General features: G+C 58.8%; 22 protein-coding genes and 2 tRNA genes. 15 read left to right on the forward strand and 9 right to left on the reverse strand.

Annotated elements, in window-relative coordinates; all coding sequences use genetic code 11:
• Positions 1-24 precede the first annotated feature (24 nt).
• A complete protein-coding gene (dinB, locus tag QRN38_RS01275) occupies positions 25-1,086 on the reverse strand; it encodes a DNA polymerase IV (protein WP_005766057.1) in 1,062 nt (353 codons plus the stop codon).
• Positions 1,087-1,345: 259 nt separating this feature from the next.
• On the opposite strand from dinB, the gene QRN38_RS01280 reads away from it, so the two are divergent.
• From QRN38_RS01280 to QRN38_RS01295, 4 genes are all read left to right on the forward strand, one after another.
• Positions 1,346-1,422, forward strand: a tRNA-Met gene (locus QRN38_RS01280).
• Between the two features lie 191 nt (positions 1,423-1,613).
• A tRNA-Met gene (locus QRN38_RS01285) sits at positions 1,614-1,690 on the forward strand.
• Positions 1,691-2,052: 362 nt separating this feature from the next.
• Complete coding sequence (gene mprF / locus QRN38_RS01290) at positions 2,053-4,683, forward strand: bifunctional lysylphosphatidylglycerol flippase/synthetase MprF (RefSeq protein WP_371245710.1); 2,631 nt, start codon at positions 2,053-2,055, stop codon at positions 4,681-4,683.
• Positions 4,683-6,017, forward strand: a complete 1,335-nt coding sequence (locus QRN38_RS01295) for a virulence factor family protein (protein ID WP_011104820.1) — start codon at positions 4,683-4,685, stop codon at positions 6,015-6,017. The genes mprF and QRN38_RS01295 overlap by 1 nt, the downstream gene beginning before the upstream one ends.
• Positions 6,018-6,111: 94 nt before the next feature.
• Here QRN38_RS01295 and QRN38_RS01300 read toward each other — a convergent pair whose 3' ends face one another.
• The gene (locus tag QRN38_RS01300; RefSeq protein WP_007245433.1) at positions 6,112-8,007 is read right to left on the reverse strand and encodes a potassium transporter Kup; all 1,896 of its coding nucleotides are present in this window, start codon (positions 8,005-8,007) and stop codon (positions 6,112-6,114) included.
• 323 nt (positions 8,008-8,330) lie between these two features.
• Between QRN38_RS01300 and QRN38_RS01305 the strand changes: the two genes are divergently transcribed.
• The 6 genes from QRN38_RS01305 to tsaA all read left to right on the forward strand — a co-directional run bounded on the left by QRN38_RS01305 (position 8,331) and on the right by tsaA (position 13,708).
• Positions 8,331-9,419, forward strand: a complete 1,089-nt coding sequence (locus QRN38_RS01305; RefSeq protein ID WP_057418671.1) for a catalase family protein — start codon at positions 8,331-8,333, stop codon at positions 9,417-9,419.
• Between the two features lie 350 nt (positions 9,420-9,769).
• On the forward strand, positions 9,770-11,113 hold the full coding sequence (gene rimO / locus QRN38_RS01310; RefSeq protein ID WP_004397566.1) for a 30S ribosomal protein S12 methylthiotransferase RimO: 1,344 nt from the start codon (positions 9,770-9,772) through the stop codon (positions 11,111-11,113).
• Positions 11,114-11,214: 101 nt separating this feature from the next.
• A complete protein-coding gene (locus QRN38_RS01315; RefSeq protein WP_057418672.1) occupies positions 11,215-11,655 on the forward strand; it encodes a GNAT family N-acetyltransferase in 441 nt (146 codons plus the stop codon).
• Between the two features lie 93 nt (positions 11,656-11,748).
• The gene (locus QRN38_RS01320) at positions 11,749-12,459 is read left to right on the forward strand and encodes an rRNA pseudouridine synthase (RefSeq protein WP_007245430.1); all 711 of its coding nucleotides are present in this window, start codon (positions 11,749-11,751) and stop codon (positions 12,457-12,459) included.
• Between the two features lie 81 nt (positions 12,460-12,540).
• Positions 12,541-13,002 carry a YehS family protein gene (locus tag QRN38_RS01325; protein ID WP_004397572.1) on the forward strand — a complete coding sequence of 154 codons (462 nt, stop codon included), beginning with the start codon at positions 12,541-12,543 and terminating at the stop codon, positions 13,000-13,002.
• 13 nt (positions 13,003-13,015) lie between these two features.
• Positions 13,016-13,708, forward strand: a complete 693-nt coding sequence (tsaA, locus tag QRN38_RS01330; protein WP_057418679.1) for a tRNA (N6-threonylcarbamoyladenosine(37)-N6)-methyltransferase TrmO — start codon at positions 13,016-13,018, stop codon at positions 13,706-13,708.
• Positions 13,709-13,787: 79 nt separating this feature from the next.
• Here tsaA and fpr read toward each other — a convergent pair whose 3' ends face one another.
• Entirely contained in the window at positions 13,788-14,567 is a 780-nt protein-coding gene (gene fpr, locus QRN38_RS01335; RefSeq protein ID WP_005616041.1) for a ferredoxin-NADP reductase, read from the reverse strand.
• A gap of 123 nt (positions 14,568-14,690) precedes the next feature.
• Here fpr and QRN38_RS01340 point away from each other — a divergent pair, with 123 nt between their 5' ends.
• Complete coding sequence (locus tag QRN38_RS01340; protein WP_005736179.1) at positions 14,691-15,617, forward strand: LysR family transcriptional regulator; 927 nt, start codon at positions 14,691-14,693, stop codon at positions 15,615-15,617.
• 1 nt (position 15,618) lies between these two features.
• Here QRN38_RS01340 and QRN38_RS01345 read toward each other — a convergent pair whose 3' ends face one another.
• The 3 genes from QRN38_RS01345 to QRN38_RS01355 form a co-directional block, all read right to left on the reverse strand.
• Positions 15,619-15,984: a diacylglycerol kinase gene (locus QRN38_RS01345; RefSeq protein ID WP_005766041.1), complete on the reverse strand. Its 366-nt coding sequence runs from the start codon at positions 15,982-15,984 to the stop codon at positions 15,619-15,621.
• An 83-nt stretch (positions 15,985-16,067) separates the two neighbouring features.
• The gene (erdR, locus tag QRN38_RS01350) at positions 16,068-16,715 is read right to left on the reverse strand and encodes a response regulator transcription factor ErdR (protein WP_005616037.1); all 648 of its coding nucleotides are present in this window, start codon (positions 16,713-16,715) and stop codon (positions 16,068-16,070) included.
• Positions 16,716-16,966: 251 nt separating this feature from the next.
• On the reverse strand, positions 16,967-17,677 hold the full coding sequence (locus tag QRN38_RS01355) for a tRNA-uridine aminocarboxypropyltransferase (protein WP_005766026.1): 711 nt from the start codon (positions 17,675-17,677) through the stop codon (positions 16,967-16,969).
• 204 nt (positions 17,678-17,881) lie between these two features.
• Between QRN38_RS01355 and QRN38_RS01360 the strand changes: the two genes are divergently transcribed.
• Positions 17,882-18,298: a quorum-sensing-regulated virulence factor family protein gene (locus QRN38_RS01360; RefSeq protein ID WP_057418673.1), complete on the forward strand. Its 417-nt coding sequence runs from the start codon at positions 17,882-17,884 to the stop codon at positions 18,296-18,298.
• A 191-nt stretch (positions 18,299-18,489) separates the two neighbouring features.
• The gene (locus QRN38_RS01365) at positions 18,490-19,611 is read left to right on the forward strand and encodes an LOG family protein (protein WP_057418674.1); all 1,122 of its coding nucleotides are present in this window, start codon (positions 18,490-18,492) and stop codon (positions 19,609-19,611) included.
• Positions 19,612-19,615: 4 nt separating this feature from the next.
• Here the strand turns inward: QRN38_RS01365 and recX are convergent, their stop codons facing one another.
• From recX to QRN38_RS01380, 3 genes are all read right to left on the reverse strand, one after another.
• Positions 19,616-20,083, reverse strand: a complete 468-nt coding sequence (gene recX, locus QRN38_RS01370) for a recombination regulator RecX (protein WP_024666841.1) — start codon at positions 20,081-20,083, stop codon at positions 19,616-19,618.
• Between the two features lie 5 nt (positions 20,084-20,088).
• Positions 20,089-21,153 carry a recombinase RecA gene (gene recA / locus QRN38_RS01375; protein WP_004397594.1) on the reverse strand — a complete coding sequence of 355 codons (1,065 nt, stop codon included), beginning with the start codon at positions 21,151-21,153 and terminating at the stop codon, positions 20,089-20,091.
• Between the two features lie 93 nt (positions 21,154-21,246).
• Positions 21,247-21,747: a CinA family protein gene (locus tag QRN38_RS01380; RefSeq protein WP_005766018.1), complete on the reverse strand. Its 501-nt coding sequence runs from the start codon at positions 21,745-21,747 to the stop codon at positions 21,247-21,249.
• Positions 21,748-22,236: 489 nt separating this feature from the next.
• On the opposite strand from QRN38_RS01380, the gene mutS reads away from it, so the two are divergent.
• A complete protein-coding gene (gene mutS, locus QRN38_RS01385; protein WP_174518914.1) occupies positions 22,237-24,804 on the forward strand; it encodes a DNA mismatch repair protein MutS in 2,568 nt (855 codons plus the stop codon).
• A gap of 246 nt (positions 24,805-25,050) precedes the next feature.
• Positions 25,051-25,374 (forward strand): ferredoxin FdxA, encoded by a 324-nt coding sequence (gene fdxA / locus QRN38_RS01390; protein WP_005736188.1) that lies wholly within the window; start codon positions 25,051-25,053, stop codon positions 25,372-25,374.
• The last annotated feature ends 20 nt before the right edge of the window (positions 25,375-25,394 follow it).

Below are 25,394 nucleotides of genomic sequence, written 5' to 3' on the forward strand. Positions count from 1 at the left end.
GCGGGATGCAACCGCAGTCCTCCATTACGTTGAAAACAACTCCAACTGCTCATGAGCGGCGCGCAGGTCGTGCAGACGCACGCCGATGCCCAGCAACCGAACCGGCTTGCCCCCCCGGGCAAACGCCTGCGTCAACAACTGCTCATAGCTACCCAGATCCCTGCCTGCCCCGGACTGTTCAAGCGTGGTCTGTGTGAAGTCATGAAACTTCACTTTGACGAACGGTTTGCCGGGCCGGTACTGCCCTTCCATTCTGTCCATGCGCGTACCCAGGGTTTCCAGCAAGGCGGGGAGCTTTTCCAGGCAGGCGGCCAGATCGGGTAAATCTGTGTCGTAAGTATTTTCAACACTGACTGACTGACGTCGACTGTCGTTTTGCACCGGCCGGTCATCTATCCCGTGCGCCAGACTCCAGAGACGCTCGCCGAAGCTGCCGAATTCGCGTACCAGCGCGAGCTTGCTACGGCTGCGCAGGTCCGCACAGTCGACGATTCCCAGCCGACCCAGCTTGTCGGCAGTCACCTTTCCGACGCCGTGCAGCTTGGTCACCGGTAACGAAGCAACGAAATCCTCGACCTGATCCGGCGTAATCACGAACAAACCGTTGGGCTTTTTCCAGTCGCTGGCGATTTTGGCCAAAAACTTGTTGGGGGCCACGCCCGCCGAAACCGTGATGTGCAACTGATTCGAGACCCGACGCCGAATGTCCTGGGCGATGCGCGTGGCGCTGCCGGAAAAGTGATGGGTGTCAGATACGTCCAGAAACGCCTCATCCAGCGACAAAGGCTCGATCAGGTCGGTGTAATCACGAAAGATGCTGTGAATTTCCCGCGAGGCTTCTTTATAAGCCTCCATGCGCGGCTTGACGATGGTCAGGTCCGGGCAGAGCTTGAGCGCATGGCGAGACGACATGGCCGAGCGCACCCCATACGCACGCGCTTCATAGTTACAGGTAGCAATCACCCCGCGCCGTTCCGCAGAGCCGCCCACCGCCAGCGGCTTGCCGGCGAGTTCGGGCTCGTCACGCATTTCGATGGCTGCATAAAAGCAGTCACAGTCGATGTGGATGATTTTGCGCTGCGTCATGACCTGATGGGATTTTGCAATCAATGGCTGCGCAGTATCTCACCCGTATCAACAAGTAACACCCCATGATGCAAAAGGCAGCGGAAAAATCGCGTAGCCGGCCACAAGCGCGACCTTTATGGCCCGACAATCCCGTCATAACTGCACCAGTGCTGGACCAAACGGTTGATCTGCCTCGCTAAGCGATTGAAGAAAAAGCACTTTTTTAAAACTAGCCATTGACACCCCGCTATCTCTCTGTAGAATGCCGACACACAGACGCGGGATGGAGCAGTCTGGTAGCTCGTCGGGCTCATAACCCGAAGGTCGTCGGTTCAAATCCGGCTCCCGCAACCAAACATCAAAAAAGGCTACTCGAAAGAGTGGCCTTTTTTGTGCGCGCCTGAAAAGTGCTTCGCTCACGCTTGCTTCTCCGGTTCGCGACGAAAACTCCCTGTGGAGAAAAACACGCATCACCACTCATTTACCTCCTTTCGAGATTAAGGGTTGACACTTTCGCGTTCGGCTGTAGAATGCCGCCACACAGACGCGGGATGGAGCAGTCTGGTAGCTCGTCGGGCTCATAACCCGAAGGTCGTCGGTTCAAATCCGGCTCCCGCAACCAAACATCAAAGAAGGCTACTCGAAAGAGTGGCCTTTTTTGTTTGCGCTGGAAAAACACTCCACGCAACTGCTAACTGTCTGACAAAAAAGACTATTTCCAAAGCCCTTTGAAACCCTATCATCACATCTGTAACGTAATGCTTTCATTGACGACAGTTTTAGCATGCGCTGCCGATAGGCTTGTTACTAAGCTGATCACGACTGAACCGTAGCTGAACAGCTTCAACCGGCTCGATTCGCTATTCGCTCGTTAGGCGTTGACGCGCTAACATCCTGAAATATTTTCTGCGTAGGGATTGGTAACTTGGCTGTATACCTCCATCCTGTCGCGCACGATCCAAGGAGTGATTGATGCGCGACAAAATGTCCGATTCCAATGAAACAGTTGATGCAGAACAACAAGGCTCCGCACCGCGCCTGAACTGGCGGGAGCTGCTGAGCAAATACCGACAGCCTATCGGGCTGGCGGTGATGCTGCTGTTGTTCGGTCTTGCCCTGATTGCCTGCCGCCACATGCTGGTTGAAATGGACTGGTATGCGCTGCACGACTCGTTGTTCGCGGTCCCCCTGCCCGCTCTGGGCGGAGCGCTGCTGGCGGCAGTCATTGGCTATGTCATTCTCATGGGCTATGAACTGTCCGCCAGTCGCTACGCCAACGTCGACCTGCCGACAAAAACGCTGATACTCGGCGGCTTTACCTCGTTTGCCATCGGTAACGCGGTAGGCCTGTCGATGCTCTCCGGTGGATCGGTGCGCTATCGCCTGTACTCACGCTACGGCGTGGGGGCAATCGAAATCGCCCGCATGACCGTATTTGCCAGCCTTTCACTCGGCTGCGCGTTACCACCACTCGCTGCATTGGCAACGCTGAGCAACCTGTCCGGTGCCTCACTGGCGCTCAAGCTTCCGGTAGAAGTGCTGGCCGTCGTTGCCACAGCCGTATTGATCGGCAGCCTGCTGCTGGCGGCCTTCGTCTATCGTCGTCGCTTGCCGGAACAGAACATTGCGCACAATATTCTGGTCCGCCTGGGTCGCCGCACCCTGCGCCTTCCGAACCTGAAGCTGACCCTGATCCAGCTGGTGATCACCGCGCTCGACGTCGCCGCCGCCGCGATGGTGCTGTACCTGTTGCTGCCGCATGCGCCACCTCTCGGCGCGTTCATCCTCATTTACCTGCTGGCACTCGCGGCAGGCGTACTCAGTCATGTGCCTGGCGGCGTTGGCGTGTTCGAGGCCATTCTGCTCGCAGCGTTTGCCAACGAACTGGGGGCTGCCCCTCTCGCCGCTGCGCTGCTACTGTACCGCCTGATCTACGTAGTGCTGCCACTGCTGCTGGCCTGTCTGACCCTGCTGTTTACCGAAGCCCAGCGCCTGCTGCCGACCAAGCAAGCCATGCGCGTTGCCTCGGGGTTGGCGGCGCCCATTCTGGCCCTACTGGTTTTCTTGTCGGGGGTGGTGCTGCTCTTCTCTGGTGCCACCCCTGAAATCGATACCCGGCTGGAAAACGTCGGCTTCATGATTCCGCATCGGCTGATCGACGCTTCGCACTTTGGTGCCAGCCTGGTCGGCGTGCTGTGCCTGCTGCTTGCCCAGGGCCTGCGTCGTCGACTGTCTGCCGCCTGGATGCTGACGTCCATTTTGCTGCTGGTAGGTGCAGTGCTGTCGATACTCAAGGGCTTCGACTGGGAAGAGGCCAGCATGCTGCTGCTGACCGCCTGCCTGCTGCTGACCTTCCGTCGTTCGTTCTACCGTCCAAGTCGCCTGCTGGAGTTGCCGTTCTCGCCGCTCTACCTGATTGCCAGCATCTGCGTGGTCGGTGCGTCTATCTGGCTGCTGCTGTTCGCTTATCAGGACGTGCCCTACAGCCATCAACTGTGGTGGCAATTCACCCTTGATGCGGACGCGCCGCGCGGGCTGCGTTCGGCGTTGGGCAGTGCGGTATTGTTGGTCGTGGTCTCGCTGACCTGGCTGCTGCGCACCGCAAGGCCGGTGATCAAGCTGCCCGATGCCGCCGACCTGGACAAGGCCGCCGAAATTCTCAAGGCCTCCAGCCAGCCCGATGGTGGGCTGGTTCTGACCGGCGACAAGGCCATTCTGTTTCACCCGACCGGCAACGCGTTTCTGATGTACTCGCATCGCGGGCGCAGTCTGGTGGCGCTGTACGATCCGATCGGTCCGACCCAACAGCGTGCAGAGCTGATCTGGCAGTTCCGCGACCTGTGCGACGTGCACCATGCTCGCCCGGTGTTCTACCAGGTACGCGCGGAAAACCTGCCGTTTTATATGGACATCGGGCTGACGGCGATCAAGCTTGGCGAAGAAGCGCGTGTGGATTTGCGACGCTTCGACATCGAAGCCAAGGGCAAGGAGATGAAAGACCTGCGCTACACCTGGAACCGTGGTGGGCGTGATGGGCTTTCGCTGGAAATATACGAGCCGGGCCAAGCGCCCATCGACGAGCTGAAAGTCATTTCCGATGCCTGGCTGACCGGTAAGAACGTGCGCGAAAAAGGCTTCTCGCTGGGCCGCTTCAGCCCTGAGTACCTCAAGTATTTCCGCATTGCCATCGTGCACTTTCAGGGCAAGCCGGTAGCCTTTTCCAACCTGCTGGAAACCACCAGCCCGGAACTGGCCAGCCTAGACCTGATGCGCTCGCACCCGGACGCTCCGAAACTGACCATGGAGTTCATGATGGTCGGTCTGATTCTGCATTACAAAGCCCAGGGCTACGCACGCTTCAGCCTGGGGATGGTGCCGCTCTCCGGCCTGCAACCGCGACGCGGCGCGCCGATCACTCAGCGTTTGGGGTCGATGATCTTCCGACGCGGCGAACAGTTGTACAACTTCCAGGGGCTGCGCCGCTTCAAGGACAAGTTCCAGCCCGATTGGGAACCTCGATATATGGCCGTGCCTGCCGGACTTGATCCGCTTGTGGCACTGGCTGACACCGCCGCCCTGATTGCGGGCGGCCTGACTGGATTGGTGAAACGCTGATGATTCGACGCTCCTGGCGCCTTTTGCTCGCAGCCCTGGCAATTGTTCTTTTTATCGTAGCTTCGGGCGTATGGATCTGGACGCGCCCCGCTCCACCCGCATCGCTGGAACACCTGGACCTGGAAGGCGGTGCGCCGCTGACCAGCGTGACACCGGCCACCACCATCAAGACCCGCATTGCACTGGCAGTCACCGCCGAAGAAATGCTCACTGACAAGCAATTGCTGGCGATCAGTAAAGATGCTTCGGCACGTATCATTCAGGTGGTGTTGCCCAAGGACGACTGCGTACTGCAACAGAAAACCTTTCAGGCTGCCCTGCAGAAGCTCGACGGCCCAGCGAAGGTTGTCGGCGGCATAGGCCCTGGCGCAACGCTGGCGTGGCGCTGGCTGGCGGAACAAACTGACGACAAAGCGCAGGCCATCTCCGTCGGCTTTGCGCTTGAACATGTTTCCAATCCTCCGCCTGTTCTGGAGGAGGACGAGAAGCCGCCACAAATCTGTGACGTGCCGCTGCCACAAAAAGCTGCACACGGGCACTGGCTGGCCGCCTGGAACGACGCACCGGATGATCCGAGTGCAGCGTTCGTGCGCGATCAGACCAATGCCGAAACCAGCATCAGCGACTACGACATTCCGCTGCCGCAGGTCCTCAACAGCGAGCTGCGTCACCTGCTGCTTGGTGAAAACGACAGCGGCGGCCTGGGCATCCCGACCGTCGAAGTGCCGGCAAGCCAGCCTTCCGACACCGTGACGCTGTTCATGTCCGGTGACGGTGGCTGGCGCGACCTGGACAAGGTCGTCGCAGGCGACATGGCCAAGATGGGTTATCCGGTCGTGGGCATCGACGTGCTGCGCTATTACTGGGAACACAAGACGCCGGAACAGACCGCTGCCGACCTCACCGACCTGATGAACCACTACCGGCAGAAGTGGGGCACCAAGCGCTTCATTCTGGCGGGCTATTCGTTCGGTGCCGATGTCATGCCTGCCATCTACAATCGCCTTGCAGCGGATGATCAGAACCGGGTCGATGCGATCATTCTGCTCGCCTTCGCGCGCACCGGCAGCTTCGAGATTCACGTAGACGGCTGGCTTGGCAACGCAGGCAAGGAAGCCACCACCGGGCAGGAAATGGCCAGACTGCCGGCCGCCAAGGTGTTCTGTGTGTATGGCATCGAAGAGAAGAAAGACAGCGGTTGTACCGACACCACCGCAGTCGGCGAGGCCGTTCAGTTGCCCGGTGGTCATCACTTTGATGAAGACTACCCGGCACTGGCCAAGCGCCTGATCGATGCCATCAACAAGCGTCAGGGCAAGGTTGCCGCTCAGTAAGCATCGCCTATCGAAGTCTGCAGGCATAAAAAATCCCGGCACCGTAAGGTCGCCGGGATTTTTTTGTCTGCACTGACGGCTGTACAGCAGCGGGTTACATCTCGACCTGCGTACCCAGCTCGATCACGCGGTTGAACGGCAGCTTGAAGAAGCGCAGGTTGCCGTTGGCGTTCTTGAGCATGAAGGCGAACAGCGCTTCACGCCAGCGCGCCATGCCATCCATCTTGGACGGGATGACGGTTTCGCGACTGAGGAAGTAGGTGGTGCGCATCGGACTGAAGTCCAGCTCGGCCAGATGACACAGCGCCAACGCAGCAGGTACATCAGGCTCGTCGATAAAGCCGAAGTGCAGGATCACCCGATAGAAGCCTTCGCCATACGACTCCACTTCAAAGCGCTGCGCAGAAGGCACGCGAGGTGTGTCTTCATACACCACCGTCAACAGCACCACTTGCTCATGCAGCACCTGGTTATGCAGCATGTTGTGCAGCAACGCATGAGGCACAGCGTCCGAACGCGCGGTCAGGAACACCGCCGTACCCTGCACGCGATGCGGCGGCTGCACGCGAATGCTGCCAATGAAGATTGGCAGCGGCAGCCCGCCTTCGTCGATCCGCTCGGCCAGCAATTGCTTGCCACGCTTCCAGGTGGTCATGAGGATGAACAACACCGCGCCTGCCAGCACCGGAAAGGCACCGCCCTGAAAGATCTTCGGCACGTTGGCCGCAAAGAACAGGCCGTCTACCAGCAAAAGGCAGATCAACAGCGGAACGGCCAGCAACGGCGGCCATTTCCAGAGCATCAGCATGACCGTCGAGACCAGAATCGTGGTGCAGAGCATGGTCCCGGTTACCGCCACGCCATAGGCCGAGGCCAGCGCGCCGGAAGACTCGAAACCGATCACCAGCATGATCACACCCACCATCAACGCCCAGTTCACGGCACCGATATAGATCTGGCCCTGCGCGTCGCTGGAGGTGTGCTGGATATGCATCCGTGGAATGTAGCCCAGCTGGATGGCCTGCAGCGTCATCGAGAACGCGCCGGAAATGACCGCCTGGGAGGCAATAATGGTCGCCATGGTCGACAGGCCGATCAGTGGCAGCAGCGCCCAGCTCGGCGCCAGCAGGTAGAACGGGTTACGCACTGTTTCCGGATTACCCAGCACCAGCGCGCCCTGACCAAAATAGTTGAGCAACAGCGCGGGCAATACGAGGATGAACCAGGCACGCGAGATGGGCTTGCGACCGAAGTGGCCCATGTCGGCGTACAGCGCCTCGGCGCCGGTCAGCGCCAAGACCACAGCGCCCAGAATGGCAACGCCGATCCCTGGATGGATAATGAAGAAATTCAGACCCCATGCCGGATTGACCGCTTTCAGCACTTCCGGCGACTGCATGATGCCGTAAACGCCCAGCGCGCCCAGCACCAAAAACCAGACGACCATCACCGGCCCGAACAGCACGCCGATGCGCGCCGTGCCGTGGCGCTGAATCAGAAACAGCCCCACCAGCACGACCAGTGCCATGGGCACGATCCAGTGATCAAGGCCATCGAACGCCAGTTCCAGCCCTTCCATCGCCGACAGAACCGACACCGCCGGGGTGATCATGCTGTCGCCATAGAACAGTGCAGCACCGAACAGGCCGAACACCACCATCATCATTTGCAGTTTGGGGTGTTTGGCCGACGCCCTGCGCGCCAGCGCCATCAGCGCCATGATGCCGCCCTCACCCTGGTTATCGGCACGCAGAACAAACGCCATGTACTTGAACGAAACCACCCAGATCAGCGACCAGAAGATCAGTGACAAAACCCCAAGTATCGCGTCATGCGTGACTTCTACGCCGTATCCGCCCTGAAACACCTCTTTGAGGGTGTACAGCGGGCTGGTGCCGATGTCGCCGTAAACCACCCCCACTGCTGCAATCAACAACCCGATGGGCTTCGCAGTGCCTCCGGCCTGGGCATGACTGTTTGTTTGACTCATCCACTACTCCCGGAAACCAGACATGAGGTTCAACACACTGAGAACATCACAACACGTAACAATTCAGATTCAGCCAGACGTTGACACGCCCGACCACGATGGCGCGAAGCATAACGCAGCACCGGTTGTAATTCTTGGTGAAACGCAGATCTTGCGTGTGATGGTCTTGTTACGACGCCCTTGACGCGCCATCGCGGCGCGACGTTTCTTTTGGAACGACCGCAAAACCGGCCAGTCACTAGTCAGGCCTGTCGCTCATAGGGTCACTCAAGAACCGCATCGACGCTCAGGCGCCCTGATTCTTTCCTGACCGAGATGCTCTGATGACCAACGAACTGACTGTTCAGCCATTGCACTTCCAGCCCTCATTTGAAGTGATCCCTGACGATGAAGCGCAAACCAGTAAAGAGCTGGTGGAAGCGATGCACGCCATCCTTGAAACCACGTTTCAGGACACCGGCCACGCCATACGCAGTGTGCACGCAAAAGCTCACGGCCTGCTGCACGGGCATATACAGGTGTACGGCGAGCTGCCCGAGCCCCTGGCTCAAGGCGCGTTTGCGACACCCGGCAACCTGCCAGTCGTCATGCGCTTCTCGACCAATCCCGGAGACATCCTTGATGACAAGGTATCGACGCCCCGCGGCCTGGCGGTCAAAATCTTCGGTGTCGAAGGACCGCGATTGCCGGGCAGTGCCGAGGCGTCTACGCAGGATTTTGTCATGCAGAACGCCAAGGCATTCACCGCCAAGGACCCCAAGGCCTTCTTGAAGACCTTGAAGCTGCTGGCCAAAACGACCGACAAGGCACCGGGCATGAAGAAGGCGCTCTCCGCCGTACTTCGGGGCATCGAGTCTGTGATCGAGTCGGTGGGGGGTGAAAGCGGCACGCTGAAAAGTCTGGGCGGGCATCCGATTACCCATATCCTCGGCGAAACGTACTACACGGTCGTGCCTTTTCTGTACGGGCCTTACTACGCAAAACTGAGCATCGTTCCCATCTCGGCAGAGCTGGTTGCGTTGACCGACAAGGCTGTGGACCTGAAGGATAATCCTGACGGCTTGCGTGAAGCGGTCAAAACGTTCTTCCTCGAAAACGATGCCAGCTGGGAGGTCCGTATCCAGCTGGCAACAGACCTTGAAAAAATGCCCATCGAAGACGCCTCAGCCGTCTGGCCGGAAGACCTCAGCCCTTACGTGGCCGTCGCTCGGATCGATGTGCCACGCCAGTCGTCGTGGTCGGAGCAAAGCGTTCAGGAAATCGACGAAGCGATGGCCTTCAGCCCATGGCAAGGCCTGGAAGCACACCGCCCGCTGGGCGGAGTCATGCGTGTGCGCAAGCCTGCTTATGAGCACTCGGCCGGGTTTCGCAGCCAGCATAATGGGTGTCCGATGCGTGAGCCGCGGGGCTGACGGAGTGTCCGCGAGGTAAACGGCATATGAATCAAAGTCCGCAATTGCGGGCTTTGGACTGACAAATTCATGGGAACCGGCTTACCCGATATCAACATAGACATTGTCACACCCCCCTCTCCAGTACCCGGCATCGCCTTGAACACGTTGCTGAGTGGTGCATTATAATTTGCTCAGCTCAGTCACGTTTGATGCCCTCCCCCACACAACACTCATCGTTATTCTCACCCAAACGCTGGTCATCCCGGCCACTCACCGCTAGAATTGCGCACTTTTTGATCAGAGGCGCAACGAGCGCCCAGTCAGTGCCTGCGCGTTGCGTTCAGGTGCCCTTCACGCCGAGGTTTGCCATGTCCACCGTCACCACGCCATCCGCCCCCAAGGTCGGATTCGTTTCTCTGGGTTGCCCCAAGGCGCTCGTTGACTCCGAACGCATCCTGACCCAACTGCGCATGGAAGGTTACGAAGTCGTTGCGACCTACGAGGACGCCGACGTGGTTGTGGTCAATACCTGCGGCTTCATCGACACGGCCAAGGCCGAGTCGCTGGAAGTGATCGGCGAAGCGATCAAGGAAAACGGCAAGGTCATCGTCACCGGCTGCATGGGCGTCGATGCAAGCGTGATTCGCGCCGTACACCCGAGTGTGCTGTCGGTGACCGGCCCGCAGCAGTACGAGCAGGTGGTCAATGCCGTGCACGATGTCGTGCCGCCCCGCAAGGATCACAACCCGCTGATCGACCTGGTGCCACCGCAAGGCGTCAAGCTGACCCCGCGCCATTACGCGTACCTGAAGATTTCCGAAGGCTGCAACCACAGTTGCAGCTTCTGCATCATCCCGTCGATGCGCGGCAAGCTGGTGAGCCGTCCGGTTGGCGATGTGCTGGACGAGGCCAAGCGTCTGGTCAAATCCGGCGTGAAGGAGTTGCTGGTGATCTCTCAGGACACCAGCGCCTACGGCGTCGATGTCAAATACCGCACCGGTTTCTGGGACGGTCAGCCGGTCAAGACCCGCATGACCGAGCTGTGTCAGGCTCTGGGCTCGATGGGGGTCTGGGTTCGTTTGCACTATGTCTACCCGTACCCGCACGTCGATGAGCTGATCCCGCTGATGGCGGCAGGCAAGATTCTGCCGTACCTGGACATCCCGTTCCAGCACGCCAGCCCGAAAATCCTTAAGCTGATGAAGCGCCCGGCCTTCGAAGACAAGACCCTGGCGCGTATCAAGAACTGGCGCGAGCAGTGCCCTGATCTGATCATCCGTTCGACGTTCATCGTCGGCTTCCCTGGTGAAACCGAAGAGGACTTCCAGTACCTGCTGGACTGGCTGACCGAAGCTCAGCTGGATCGCGTCGGCTGCTTCCAGTACTCGCCGGTAGAAGGTGCTCCTGCCAACCTGCTGGACGCCGCCATTGTGCCGGATGACGTCAAACAGGATCGCTGGGATCGCTTCATGGCTCATCAACAGGCCATCAGCGCCGCCCGCCTGCAGATGAAGATCGGCAAGGAAATCGAAGTGCTGATCGACGAAGTCGATGATCGCGGCGCGGTAGGCCGTTGTTTCTTCGACGCGCCGGAAATCGATGGCAACGTGTTCATCGGCCTTGAAGACGGCAGTACCGTCCAGCCGGGCGACAAGATCATGTGTCGCGTCACCGACGCCGACGAATATGACCTGTGGGCCGAGATGCTCTGACATCGGCCACGCGTTATCAAAAAGCCCTGCCCTTCACACGGCAGGGCTTTTTTGTCGGCCGATGGTGTCTATCGACGACTGGTATGAAAAGAGGACGCGCTATGCAGTTGTGTGCACCGGACATAAAGGATTATCCGGAACTGGCTGAAGTGTGGGAGCGCTCGGTACGCGCCACCCACGACTTTATGCCGGACGCTTACGTTATCCGGCTCAAGGGTTTGCTCACCCAGTACCTGGACAGCGTCACGTTGTTCTGCCTGCGTACCGATAAGCAGAGCATCGCAGGCTTTGCCGGCGTCAACCGTGGCCGGCTGGACATGCTCTTCGTCGCTCCGGAGTACCGCCATCAGGGCTTGGGCACACAGCTGTTGCAACATGCTGTCGGCCACTTCGGCATTACCGAACTGGACGTGAACGAGCAGAACCCCAGAGCCTTGGGCTTTTATTGCAAGCACGGGTTTGAGGTTGTCAGCCGCTCTGAAGTCGATGGTCTTGGCCAGCCTTACCCCATGCTCAGAATGCGCCTGATCAGCCCGCCATGATGTCGATTGCAGAGCAAATGCAATGTTGCCGCGATTAACCGGGCTTTGGCGGTTACAATGGCTTCTTTCTCATCAGTAAGCGGCTTTTTTGTCATGACAGACCCCATTCGCCTTTCCAAACGCCTTATCGAGCTGGTCGGTTGCTCCCGCCGGGAGGCCGAACTGTTTATCGAGGGTGGCTGGGTCACAGTGGATGGCGTGGTTATCGACGAGCCGCACTTCAAGGTCAGCACCCAGAAAATCGAACTGAGCCCGGAGGCCAAGGCCGATTCGCCGGAATCGGTCACCATCATTCTGCACAAGCCTGCCTCGGCCAGCGCCGAAAGCGCCTTGCAGATGATTACCCCGGGCACCCTTTCTGCAGAGCATAGCTACAGCAAGCGTCCGCTCAAGGGCCATTTCATGCGCCTTGAGGCGATTTCGAGCCTGCAAGCCAATGCCAGCGGGCTGATGGTGTTCAGCCAGGACTGGAAAATCCTGCGCAAGCTCACCGACGACCGCAGCAAAATCGAACAGGAATACGTGGTGGAAATCTCGGGCGAGATGGTCGCTCACGGCCTGAACCGTCTCAACCACGGCCTGACCTACAAGGGCAAGGAACTGCCCGCCGTGAAGGCCAGCTGGCAGAACGAGAACCGCCTGCGTTTTGCGATGAAAAACCCGCAGCCCGGCATCATCGCCCTTTTATGTGAGGCCGTCGGCCTGAAAATCGTCGCCATTCGCCGCATCCGCATCGGCGGCGTGTCCATGGGTAAACTGCCCGAAGGCCAGTGGCGCTACATGACGACCAAGGAAAAGTTTTAACGCCTTCGCCACCCTCACCTATTTTCAGCGCGCATGATCGCCGTCATGCGCCGCCATACGACTTATCAGGAAACACGCCTCATGATGAACAACGACGTACTGCGCAGCGTGCGCTACATGCTCGATATCAGCGACAGCAAGATTGTCGAGATCATCGGCCTGACCGGTTTTGAAGTATCCAAAAGCGATGTCATCGCCTTCATGAAGAAAGAGGAAGAAGAAGGCTATCTGGATTGCAGCGATGAAATCATGGCGCATTTCCTTGATGGGCTGGTGTACTTCAAGCGCGGCAAGGACGAAAGCCGTCCGCCGCAGCCGATCGATCTACCGATCACCAACAACATCGTTCTGAAAAAACTGCGTGTAGCTTTCGAACTGAAAGAAGACGACATGCATGCCATCCTCAAAGCTGCAGAATTTCCGGTTTCCAAGCCAGAGCTGAGCGCACTGTTTCGCAAGGTCGGGCACACCAACTACCGCGCGTGCGGCGATCAACTGCTGCGCAACTTCCTCAAGGGTCTGACCCTGCGTGTACGTGGCTGAACCGGCTGACACCATGAGTTACAACGTCTCCCCTGTCGGCTTCGTGCGCTCCTGCTTCAAGGAGAAGTTCGCCATCCCGCGCCAGCCACAGCTGGCTCCGGCCGCTCGCGGAGTGCTCGAGCTGGTCGCGCCGTTCGATCAGGGTGAAGCCGTACAGGGGCTGGAACAGGTCAGTCATGTCTGGCTGCTGTTTCTGTTCCATCTGGCGCTGGAAGACAAACCGCGTTTGAAGGTGCGCCCGCCACGCCTGGGCGGCAATCAATCGATGGGCGTATTTGCCACTCGGGCAACGCATCGCCCCAATGGCATCGGCCAGTCCGTGGTCAAGCTGGACAAGGTGGAAGCCGGCCGGTTGTGGTTGTCGGGCATCGATTTGCTGGATGGCACGCCAGTGCTCGACATCAAGCCTTACGTGCCCTACGCCGATGTCATTGCCGAAGCGACCAACCAAATTGCCAGTTCTGCGCCGGCCCTGATACCGGTGCAATGGCAGAACGCCGCCCTTCTACAGGCTCGTGAACACGCATTACGCCTGAGTGAGCCGCTGGTCGAGCTGATCGAACAGTGCCTGGCGCAGGACCCGCGTCCAGCTTATCAGCTGCCTGCGCCGGAACGCCGCTACGGTGCCCGGTTCTGGGATGTGGATGTGCGCTGGCACTACCCGCAAACGGGCGTTATTTGTGTGCTTGAAGTGCTGCGCGCCTGAAACGATGTCTGCAACAAATCCCGCGCACTAAAAACCCGCCTGATCCGGTCAAGGAAAAGGCGGGTCTTGTCAGCCTGATTTACTTCTCGACGAATGCACGCTCGATCAGATAATCGCCCGGCTCACGCATGCGCGGAGACACAGTCAGGCCGAAGCTGTTCAGTACTTCGCTGGTTTCGTCGAGCATGCTCGGACTGCCGCACAGCATGGCGCGGTCGTCCTGAGGGTTGATCGGTGGCAGGCCGATGTCGCTGAACAGCTTGCCGCTGCGCATCAGATCGGTCAGGCGGCCTTCGTTCTCGAACGGCTCGCGAGTGACAGTCGGGTAGTAGATCAGCTTGTCGCGCAGCGATTCACCGAAGAACTCGTTCTGCGGCAGGTGCTCGGTGATGAACTCGCGATAGGCGACCTCGTTCACGTAACGCACGCCGTGGCACAGGATGACCTTCTCGAAACGCTCGTAGGTTTCCGGGTCCTGGATGACGCTCATGAACGGCGCGAGGCCTGTACCGGTGCTCAGCAGGTATAGATGCTTGCCCGGCTTGAGGTCATCCAGCACCAGCGTACCCGTAGGCTTCTTGCTGATGATGATTTCGTCGCCTTCCTTGAGGTGCTGCAACTGCGAGGTCAGCGGGCCGTCCGGCACCTTGATGCTGAAGAACTCCAGATGCTCTTCCCAGTTCGGGCTGGCAATCGAGTAAGCGCGCATGAGCGGACGACCATTGGGCTGCTGCAGACCGATCATGACGAATTGACCGTTCTCGAAACGCAGACCAGGGTCGCGGGTGCACTTGAAACTGAAGAGGGTGTCGTTCCAATGGTGGACGCTGAGGACACGCTCGTGGTTCATGTTGCTCATGTACGTGAGGACTCCTGAAAAAATAGTGCGCGCAGAAGCACTGCGCTATTGCGCGACATTCTAGTGGCAGACACAATATCTGTTAAATGAATTATCAAGATATAGGTTATCGGTTATATAGATATGCGATTTACTCTCCGCCAGCTTCAAGTGTTCGTCGCCGTAGCCCGACAGGAAAGCGTCTCCAAAGCGGCAGTGCTGCTTTCGCTGTCGCAGTCGGCTGCCAGCACCTCCATCACCGAACTGGAGCGCCAGTCGAGCTGCCAGCTATTTGATCGTGCCGGTAAACGGCTGAGCCTCAACGCCACCGGCAGGCAACTGTTGCCTCAGGCCGTTGCGCTGCTGGATCAGGCCAAGGAAATCGAAGACCTGCTCAATGGCAAATCAGGCTTTGGCTCGCTGGCCGTGGGGGCCACGCTGACCATCGGCAACTACCTGGCGACCCTGCTCATCGGCGGCTACATGCAGCGTCACCCGGAAAGCCAGGTCAAGCTGCACGTCCAGAACACAGCGCATATCGTCCAGCAGGTTGCTCACTACGAGATTGACCTGGGCCTGATCGAAGGCGATTGCAGTCACCCGGACATCGAAGTGCAATCCTGGGTCGAGGATGAGCTTGTGGTGTTTTGTGCGCCCCAGCATCCGCTGGCCAAGCGCGCGCAGGTGACACTGGAAGAACTGACCCGCGAGGCCTGGATCCTGCGAGAACAAGGCTCCGGCACGCGCCTGACGTTCGATCAGGCCATGCGTCATCATCGCAACGGCCTGAATGTGCGGCTGGAGCTGGAGCACACCGAAGCCATCAAGCGAGCGGTCGAGTCGGGACTGGGCATTGGCTGCATTTCCAGACTGGCGCTGCGCGATGCGTTTCGTCGCGGCAATCTGGTCGAACTGGCCACGCCTGAGCTGGATCTGTCGCGTCAGTTCTATTTCATCTGGCACAAGCAGAAATACCAGACCTCTGCCATGCGCGAGTTTCTTGAACTGTGCCGCGCCTTTACCGCTGGCGTACAGCGCAGCGACGAGATCGTATTGCCGAGCCTGTACTGAATCAGCCCAGCAGAACGATCGCCCACACCAGACCGATCATGCTCAGCGCAATAAACTGCGCCGCACTGCCCATGTCCTTGGCGTTCTTGGACAACGGATGCAGGTCCAGAGAAATGCGGTCGATGGCCGCCTCGACGGCGGAGTTGAGCAACTCCACGATCAGCGCCAGCAGGCACACGGCAACCAGCAACGCGTGCTCCGCCTTGCTGACGTGCAGGAAAAACGACAGCGGAATCAGTACCACGTTAAGCAGTACCAACTGACGGAATGCGGCTTCGCCTTTGAAGGCAGCGGACAGGCCGTCCAGGGAATAACCTGCGGCATTGAGGATACGTTTCAGACCGGTTTGGCCTTTGAAGGGCGACATAGAAAGACTGCTGTTTAAAAAGATGAGGAAAGCTAAGGCAATAAAGGTCAAAAAAGCGTGAAGCCTGGTTACCTGAATAGCCCTTAACTGGACGAAATGGATTCAAGCTGTTGCAACAACAGGGCTGCCTGGGTCCGTGTGCGTACGCCAAGCTTGCGGAAAATAGCGGTGACGTGTGCCTTGATAGTGGCCTCGGACACACTGAGTTCGGAAGCGATCTGCTTGTTCAGCAAGCCCTCACAGACCATGGTCAGTACGCGAAACTGCTGCGGTGTCAGGCTGGCAAGGCCCGCACTGGCAGCTTTGGCCTCATCTGACACACTGACGAATTCGTTGACCTGCGGTGGCCACCAGACATCGCCATCGAGCACGGTGCGCACCGCCTGCTGAATGACTTCCAGCGAGCTGGACTTGGGTATGAACCCGCTGGCACCGAACTCCCTGGAACGCACCACAATCGACGCTTCTTCCTGAGCCGAAACCATCACCACCGGTATTTGCGGGTACTGACCGCGCAGCAGGACCAGCCCGGAGAAGCCATACGCCCCCGGCATGTTCAGGTCCAGCAGAACCAGATCCCAATCGGCTTTCTCGCCCAGACGCGATTCCAGCTGGGCAATGCTTTCAGCCTCGACCAGTCGCGCTTCAGGCCCAAGACCGATGGTCAACGCCTGACGCAGCGCGCTGCGAAACAGGGGATGATCATCAGCGATCAGGATGTCGTAGGTCATGTAGTGATCCCGTTTTTATAGTGAGTGGCCGGCAAAACCGGCCGCACAGCAAGGCTGGCAACTCGCACTGCGCTCATCGTCATTCAACGACGGCAGCAGTGCAACGCCAGACCAGATGAATCGGCTTCCAGGCGGCGCCAAGCATGCCCAGCAACACCATGACGGTCAAGCGCGAAGCGCGGTTGTCTGTGAACAGGGATGGCAATTAGCCCAGCAAGAGTGGACCCGCACCGCCCCGCGGCGAAAAGCCTCTAAATGAAAGCTTTTAAATAAGTGTGCGCCACGTCATCCGGATCAATCGGCCGTTGAAATTTTGCACCCAGATAATGGGCGCTGAATACGTCCAGATAAGCATCCAGCACGCCGCTGGCGCTCACGTCCCCTGCCAGCTCCAGACACAAGGCGGCAACTTCAGCGGTGCAGAAGTGATCGTCGCGCTTGGATCGACGCAAGCGGTAACGCGAAATCTGCTCAGGCGCCAGGCTCAACACCGGAAATTTTTCCAGGTAAGGGCTTTTTCGAAACATCTTGCGCGCCTCGTTCCACGTGGCATCTAGCAGGATGAACAGCGGGCGCTTGCCGTCTTCGCGCGCCACCTCAGCGACCACACGTTCCTGGGCGACAAACTCGCCAGGAAAGACGATGTACGGCTGCCACTGCGGGTCGTCCAGCAAGGCCCGCAAGTGCGCGTCGATTTCAACGCGCGACCAGCCGAAGGCATACGTGTCCTTGATGACATCCGCGATCAGCCAGCCGGTATTGGTCGGCTTCATCGGTTCGGTGTCGTACATCAGCAGGCACATGCCCGACTCGGCGGCCACCGTCGGTCGCCACGCGCACAGGCAATAACTGTCGATGACCCGGCATTGCGGGCAGCGCGGGGCGCGGGAGCCGCGCGCGATAAACGGCTTGGTGCTGCGGGCCATACGCTCATCGCGCAGGCGGGAAACGGCATGGCTCATTGCGGGTCACGCCAATACAGGGAGTACATCGACACCAGAAAAACTCGGCAGGGTTAAAGTGTGCGCAGTTTATCAGAGCCTAGGCTCTGTGCAGACTCCTGCTCTATACTGCTGCGCCACCGCAACCCGTGTTATCGGCGGGTTGCCCGGAACGCACTTTGAAGTCGCTGGTCCAACGGCCAGCCACTTAATCAGGAGAGTTTAATGCTGCGCCTTATCGTCCCTACCCTCACGCTTTTGCTCGTTGCTCCACTGTGCGCCCAAGCGGCGTCGAAACAGGACTTCGAACTCAGCAAAATGCTGGAAAAAGTCGCGAAGGAAAGCAGTGTCGGCACGCCGAGAGCGATCAACGAAGACATTCTCGATCAGGGCTACACCGTCAGCGGCAACCAGTTGATCAATCACCTCAGCGTGCGTGAAGGCCAGGCGCAGCAGATGCGTGCCAACCCGGACGTGATGCGCAATCAGTTGGGCAACAGCGTTTGTCATAACAACGGCTTTCGCCAGTTGATGACCAAGGGCGCGGTACTCAAATATCAGTTCATCGAGTACAAGACCAATCGCCCGGTCGCGACCCAGACCTTTCAGGCTTCAGATTGCACTGTAAAAGCCAAGAAGTAAGCTGCACCGATACGCAGCGCCCTTCTCGCGCGCCTGACCACCAGGCGCGCTCGGCCAACCGGCCATAGACATTCTGAAACTTATCAAGCCTGCAAACGAACCGAGAACGGGTAGCCTTTCTCTGCGAACCGGCACATGATCGATTCAACGCGCCCAGTGGGCCATTGACTCTGCAGGAGGAGAAATCCCGAATGCCTTATGTACCTGACGATGTTCTATCCCGACACTTTCAAAGCAACGGTCTCGGCCTGACCGGCAAGATTGAAGCGCACATCAACGAAGTGGCCCCAGGCACACGAAATCTGCCGCTGTACCGAGACATGATGCTCACGGTGCTGCGTATGGCCCAAGACAACCGCAACCGCTGGGACGTCAAGATTACGCTGCAGACCCTGCGCGAACTGGACAAAGCCTTTCGGGTACTGGAACGCTTCAAGGGCCGCCGCAAAGTCACCGTGTTCGGCTCTGCCCGTACGCCCATGGAGCATCCGCTTTACGCACAGGCAAGAGAACTGGGCGAAAAACTGGCCCAGTCCGACATGATGGTCATCACTGGCGCAGGCGGCGGCATCATGGCAGCAGCCCACGCGGGCGCCGGTCTCAAACACAGCCTGGGTTTCAACATCACGCTGCCATTCGAGCAGCACGCCAATCCGACCGTGGAAGGCACTGAAAACCTGCTGCCTTTCCACTTCTTCTTTACTCGCAAGCTGTTCTTCGTCAAGGAAGCCGACGCACTGGTGCTTTGCCCGGGCGGGTTCGGGACACTGGATGAAGCGCTGGAAGTATTGACGCTGATACAGACGGGCAAAAGCCCGCTGGTGCCTGTCGTTTTGCTGGACACCCCTGGCGGAAGCTTCTGGCAAGGCGCGCTGGACTTCATCAAGAATCAGCTACAGGACAACCACTACATTTTGCCAGCCGACATGAAACTGATGAGACTGGTTTATAGCCCCGACGAGGCAGTGGAAGAGATCAACCAGTTTTACCGCAACTTCCACTCCAGCCGCTGGCTGAAGAATAAATTCGTGATCCGCATGCATCATGCACTCAGTGAGCAGGCGCTTGAACATATGCAGGCAGCGTTCGCCGACCTGTGCATCAATGAAAACTTCCACCAGCACGGTTATCAGGGTGAAGAGCACGATGAGGCTCAATTCAGCCACCTGACGCGACTTGCGTTTACCTTCACAGGGCGCAATCAGGGCAGGCTTCGTGAATTGGTGGACTACATCAACGTGCAGGAACACTGGGCAGATGCCTCAGCAGTAAGAGATGCCGCGCAGGAGCAAGCGCCACAACAGACGCTCTGAACTATCAGTCATCCCCACCACGGCCGCTTAGCAAGCGGCCGATCATATCCAATGGATAGCCTCGATAACTCAAGAACCTCCCCTGCCTGGCGCGCTCACGAGCATCGACAGGCAGCTCTCCGGCAAACTTGCGTTGCCAGACCTCATGAAGTTTTTCCTGCCAGTTCACGCCGCATTCCTTGAGCGCCTGTTCGACGTCAGCGCGTTGCAAGCCACGCTGGTTAAGCTCTTCCCGGATACGAGCAGGGCCATAGCCCGAGCGCGCCCGATAGGAAACAAAGCTTTCAAGGTAACGGGATTCAGACAGAAGCCCTTCTTCGACCAGTCGATCAAGAGCCGCTTCGATAAGTTCAGGAGGGGCGCCGCGCTGACGCAGTTTGCGCGTCAGCTCGACTCGACCGTGCTCGCGGCGTGCGAGCAGGTCCATTGCGGTTCGCCTTATGGCGACAGGCGTATCAAGCACAGCAGGCATGGATATCAGCTATCAGCGTCTGCTTCGGCCACGTCATCGGCAACAACAGCTTCACGGGAACCGACAGCCTTGGTGTCGACGCCAGGCGTGAGCAGCTTATCGCGAATCTGCTTCTCGAGCGCTTTGCAGATTTCCGGGTTATCTGCCAGGAACTTGGCCGAGTTGGCTTTACCCTGACCGATCTTGCTGCCCTGATAGCTGTACCAGGCACCCGACTTCTCGACAAAACCGTGCAGAACGGCCAGGTCGACGATTTCGCCGTTGAGGTAGATACCCTTGCCGTAGAGAATCTGGAACTCGGCCTGACGGAACGGCGGAGCCACTTTGTTCTTCACGACCTTGACGCGGGTTTCGCTACCGACCACTTCGTCGCCTTCCTTCACCGCACCGGTGCGACGGATATCCAGACGTACCGAAGCGTAGAACTTCAGCGCGTTACCACCGGTGGTGGTTTCCGGGCTGCCGAACATGACACCGATCTTCATGCGGATCTGGTTGATGAAGATAACCAGGCAGTTGGCGTTCTTGATGTTACCGGTGATCTTGCGCAGCGCCTGCGACATCAGACGTGCCTGCAGACCCACGTGCATGTCACCCATTTCGCCTTCGATCTCTGCCTTGGGCACCAGCGCCGCAACGGAGTCGACAACGATGACGTCGATGGCGTTGGAGCGCACCAGCATGTCGGTGATTTCCAGCGCCTGCTCGCCGGTGTCCGGCTGCGAGACCAGCAGGTCGTCGACATTGACGCCAAGCTTGCCGGCGTATTCGGGATCAAGTGCGTGCTCGGCGTCGACGAACGCACAGGTAGCGCCCATTTTCTGGGCTTGCGCGATGACCGACAGGGTCAGCGTAGTTTTACCGGAAGATTCAGGACCGTAGATTTCCACGATCCGGCCTTTTGGCAGACCGCCGATACCGAGTGCGATATCCAGACCGAGCGAACCGGTAGAGATGGCAGGAATTGCCTGGCGATCATGGTCGCCCATGCGCATCACGGCACCTTTACCGAACTGACGCTCGATCTGACCCAGGGCCGCAGCCAAGGCTTTCTTCTTGTTGTCGTCCATTGAAGTCCTCACGTAATCAAATTCAATTAGGGCCTTGATGGCCACAACACCTGTATAAGTAGACAGTATTATTCCACAGCGATGAGCGCGCGCCTACCCCTGATTTGGCATTTCTCCACGCGCAAGCTGTATCAGCCCTTGCAGCGCGGCTTCGACCGTTTGTCGACGCACCTGATCACGGTCGCCATCGAACCGGCGACAGTGGGCGACAAGCGTATGACCATCACCCCAGCACAGCCACACCGTACCGACCGGCTTGTCGACCGAACCGCCACCAGGCCCCGCCACGCCGCTGACCGCCACAGCGAAGCGCGCGCCACTTTCACGTTGCGCGCCGCTGACCATGGCTTCGACGACCGGCTGGCTGACTGCGCCGACCTGCGCGAACAACGCCTCTGAAACACCCAGTTGCCTGGTCTTCTGGGCATTGGAATAGGTCACGTATCCTGCCTCGAACCACGCCGAACTGCCGGCGATACGTGTTATCGCCTCAGCGATACCGCCGCCGGTGCAGGATTCGGCAGTGGTCACTTGAGCGTTCATTGCGTCGAGAAGCTTGCCCAGGGTGTCGGCAAGCCCGGTTATCTGATCCACAGTGTTCTCCTGTTCATGCACGAGGTTTGTAAAGTGATCGCCAGCACAGTTCGGCGGCTCTGCAATGGCCGGCCAATCAGTCGCTTTTCCTGCGCTCGGGCTTTTTGACCGTTTCCACCGTGGTTTCTCTCGGTCTTTTTCTGGCTTCGTCCAAGGGGATAAAGCGCCCGTTGACAGAGTCCCTTGCTCGCTTGTTTTTCATACAGTTCTTCATATAAAAGTCCCTTTTTATAAGTTGCCACTCGGTTATCGAGTGGCGGCGATGGAAAGTCTATACGGCAAATCGATCTTCATGGCTGCCAGGAAACGCCTGGTCACCAATAAGCAGCAGCCACGCCGTCACTGCACCACTCTGCCGTGCGTGATAACCTTGCGCCCATCGCACAGACCCGGCAGACGCCCCCTCGATTCAAAGAGGGATCAACCGTCATGCCTCAAGGTTGCCCAACTCTTCTCAAGAACTTGCCTAAGCCACTGATGAATAAAGCAATTTCCGACCTCTCCGCACATACGCCCATGATGCAGCAGTACTGGAAACTCAAAAACCAGCACCTGGATCAACTGATGTTTTATCGCATGGGCGATTTCTATGAAATCTTCTACGAAGACGCCAAGAAAGCCGCCAAGCTGCTGGACATCACCCTGACCGCCCGCGGCCAGTCGGCCGGGCAAAGCATCCCCATGTGCGGGATTCCCTATCACGCGGCCGAGGGCTACCTGGCCAAGCTGGTGAAGCTGGGCGAGTCGGTGGTCATCTGCGAACAGATCGGCGACCCGGCCACCAGCAAAGGCCCGGTGGATCGTCAGGTCGTACGCATCATTACGCCCGGCACCATCAGCGATGAAGCCTTGCTGGATGAGCGTCGAGACAACCTGATCGCTGCCGTCCTCGGTGACGAACGCCTGTTCGGCCTGGCTGTGCTGGACATCACCAGCGGCAACTTCAGCGTGCTGGAGATCAAAGGCTGGGAGAACCTGCTGGCCGAGCTTGAGCGCATCAATCCGGTCGAGCTGTTGATCCCGGATGACTGGCCGCAAGGTTTGCCCGCTGAAAAACGTCGCGGTGCACGGCGTCGCGCGCCATGGGATTTCGAGCGTGATTCGGCCCATAAAAGTCTGTGTCAGCAATTTTCAACCCAAGACCTGAAAGGCTTTGGCTGCGAAACCCTGACGCTGGCCATTGGCGCTGCCGGCTGCCTGCTCGGTTACGCCAAAGAAACCCAGCGCACTGCCCTGCCGCATTTGCGCAGCCTGCGTCACGAGCGTCTCGACGACACGGTGATCCTTGATGCTGCCAGCCGTCGCAACCTGGAGCTGGACACCAACCTGTCCGGTGGCCGCGATAACACGCTGCAATCGGTCATGGACCGTTGCCAGACCGCGATGGGCACGCGACTGCTGACCCGCTGGCTGAATCGTCCGCTGCGCGACCTGAGCATTCTTCAGGCTCGTCAGACGTCCATCACTTGCTTTCTGGAACGCTATCGCTTCGAGAACCTGCAACCGCAACTCAAGGAAATAGGCGATATCGAGCGGATTCTGGCGCGGATCGGTCTACGCAACGCTCGGCCACGGGATCTTGCCCGTCTGCGCGACGCCCTGAGTGCACTGCCTGAGTTGCAACAGGCGATGACTGACCTTGATGCGCCGCACTTGCAGCAACTTGCACAGACCGCCAGTACCTACCCGGAACTGGCTGACCTGCTGCAACGCGCGATCAACGATAACCCGCCTGCCGTGATTCGTGACGGCGGCGTGCTGAAGACCGGCTATGACGCCGAGCTGGACGAGCTGCAATCGCTGAGCGAAAACGCCGGTCAGTTCCTGATTGATCTGGAAGCCCGGGAAAAAGCCCGGACCGGACTGAGCCATCTGAAAGTCGGCTACAACCGCGTGCATGGCTACTTCATCGAGCTGCCGAGCAAACAGGCCGAACAGGCGCCCGCCGACTACATTCGCCGCCAGACCCTCAAGGGGGCCGAGCGCTTTATTACGCCGGAACTCAAAGAGTTCGAGGACAAGGCGCTGTCAGCAAAAAGTCGCGCACTGGCTCGCGAGAAGATGCTTTACGAGACGTTGCTCGAAGACCTGATCGGCCACCTTGCGCCGCTGCAGGACACCGCGGCTGCACTGGCCGAGCTGGACGTACTGAGCAACCTTGCAGAGCGCGCGCTGAATCTGGACCTCAACTGCCCGCGCTTCGTCGCCGAGCCGTGCATGCGCATCGAACAGGGCCGCCACCCTGTCGTCGAGCAGGTGCTGAGCACGCCTTTCGTGGCCAACGATCTGGCACTGGACGACAGCACGCGCATGCTGATCATCACCGGCCCGAACATGGGCGGTAAATCCACTTACATGCGCCAGACGGCGCTGATCGTCCTGCTGGCCCATATAGGCAGCTTCGTGCCCGCCGCCAGCTGCGAGCTGTCGCTGGTTGACCGGATCTTCACCCGCATCGGCTCCAGTGACGATCTGGCCGGCGGACGCTCGACGTTCATGGTGGAAATGAGCGAAACAGCCAACATCCTGCACAACGCCACCGATAAAAGCCTGGTGCTGATGGATGAAGTCGGGCGCGGCACCAGCACCTTCGACGGTCTGTCGCTGGCCTGGGCGGCGGCGGAATGCCTGGCGCAACTGCGTGCCTACACGCTGTTCGCGACGCACTATTTCGAGCTGACGGTTTTGCCGGAAAGCGAGCCGCTGGTGAACAACGTGCACCTCAATGCCACCGAGCATAACGAGCGAATCGTGTTCCTGCACAGAGTACTGCCGGGGCCGGCCAGCCAGAGCTACGGCCTGGCGGTTGCGCAGCTTGCGGGCGTTCCGGGGAAAGTCATCACGCGCGCCAAAGAGCACTTGCAGCGCCTGGAAACCACCAGCCTGCCGCACGAACAACCGCGCGCGAAACCCGGCAAACCTGCGATCCCGCAACAGACCGATATGTTCGCAAGCCTGCCGCACCCGGTGCTCGACGAACTGTCGAAGATCAAGGTCGACGACATGACCCCGCGACAAGCGCTGGATTTGCTCTATACATTGCAAACTCGCCTGTGACGCGAGGCGTTACATACTGTTAGAATCCCGCGCGGTTTGGGATGCTCTCGGCTTTTAGCCTGGCCGGGCTGTTTTTCGAGCCGCGTGAAAACGCAGCGAACCAAGGGTAGGTGGCAGGCGACGCAGTCCGACTGCCTCAAGGTCACCCACCAAAAGCACGTGTTTTCATAGGGCCGGGAAACCTCCCGAACCTGGCAACCCTGTCTGGAAGGGCTCTGCCGCAGCCGCCTGAGGAGAAAATTAGAAATGACCTTCGTCGTCACCGACAACTGCATCAAGTGCAAGTACACCGACTGCGTAGAAGTCTGTCCGGTGGACTGCTTTTACGAAGGCCCCAACTTCCTGGTGATTCACCCGGACGAATGCATCGACTGCGCGCTCTGCGAGCCTGAATGCCCTGCCGTCGCCATTTTCTCGGAAGACGAGATCCCGGCCGGTATGGAAAACTTCATCGAGCTCAACGCCGAACTTGCCGAGGTGTGGCCCAACATCACCGAGAAGAAAGACGGTATGCCCGATGCTGCCGACTGGGATGGCAAGAAAGGCAAGATCGAACATCTGGAACGCTGATCTCCAGACAGACAAAAGGC

This window comes from Pseudomonas sp. CFBP2511, assembly GCF_030209255.1.
Lineage (GTDB): Bacteria > Pseudomonadota > Gammaproteobacteria > Pseudomonadales > Pseudomonadaceae > Aquipseudomonas > Aquipseudomonas avellanae.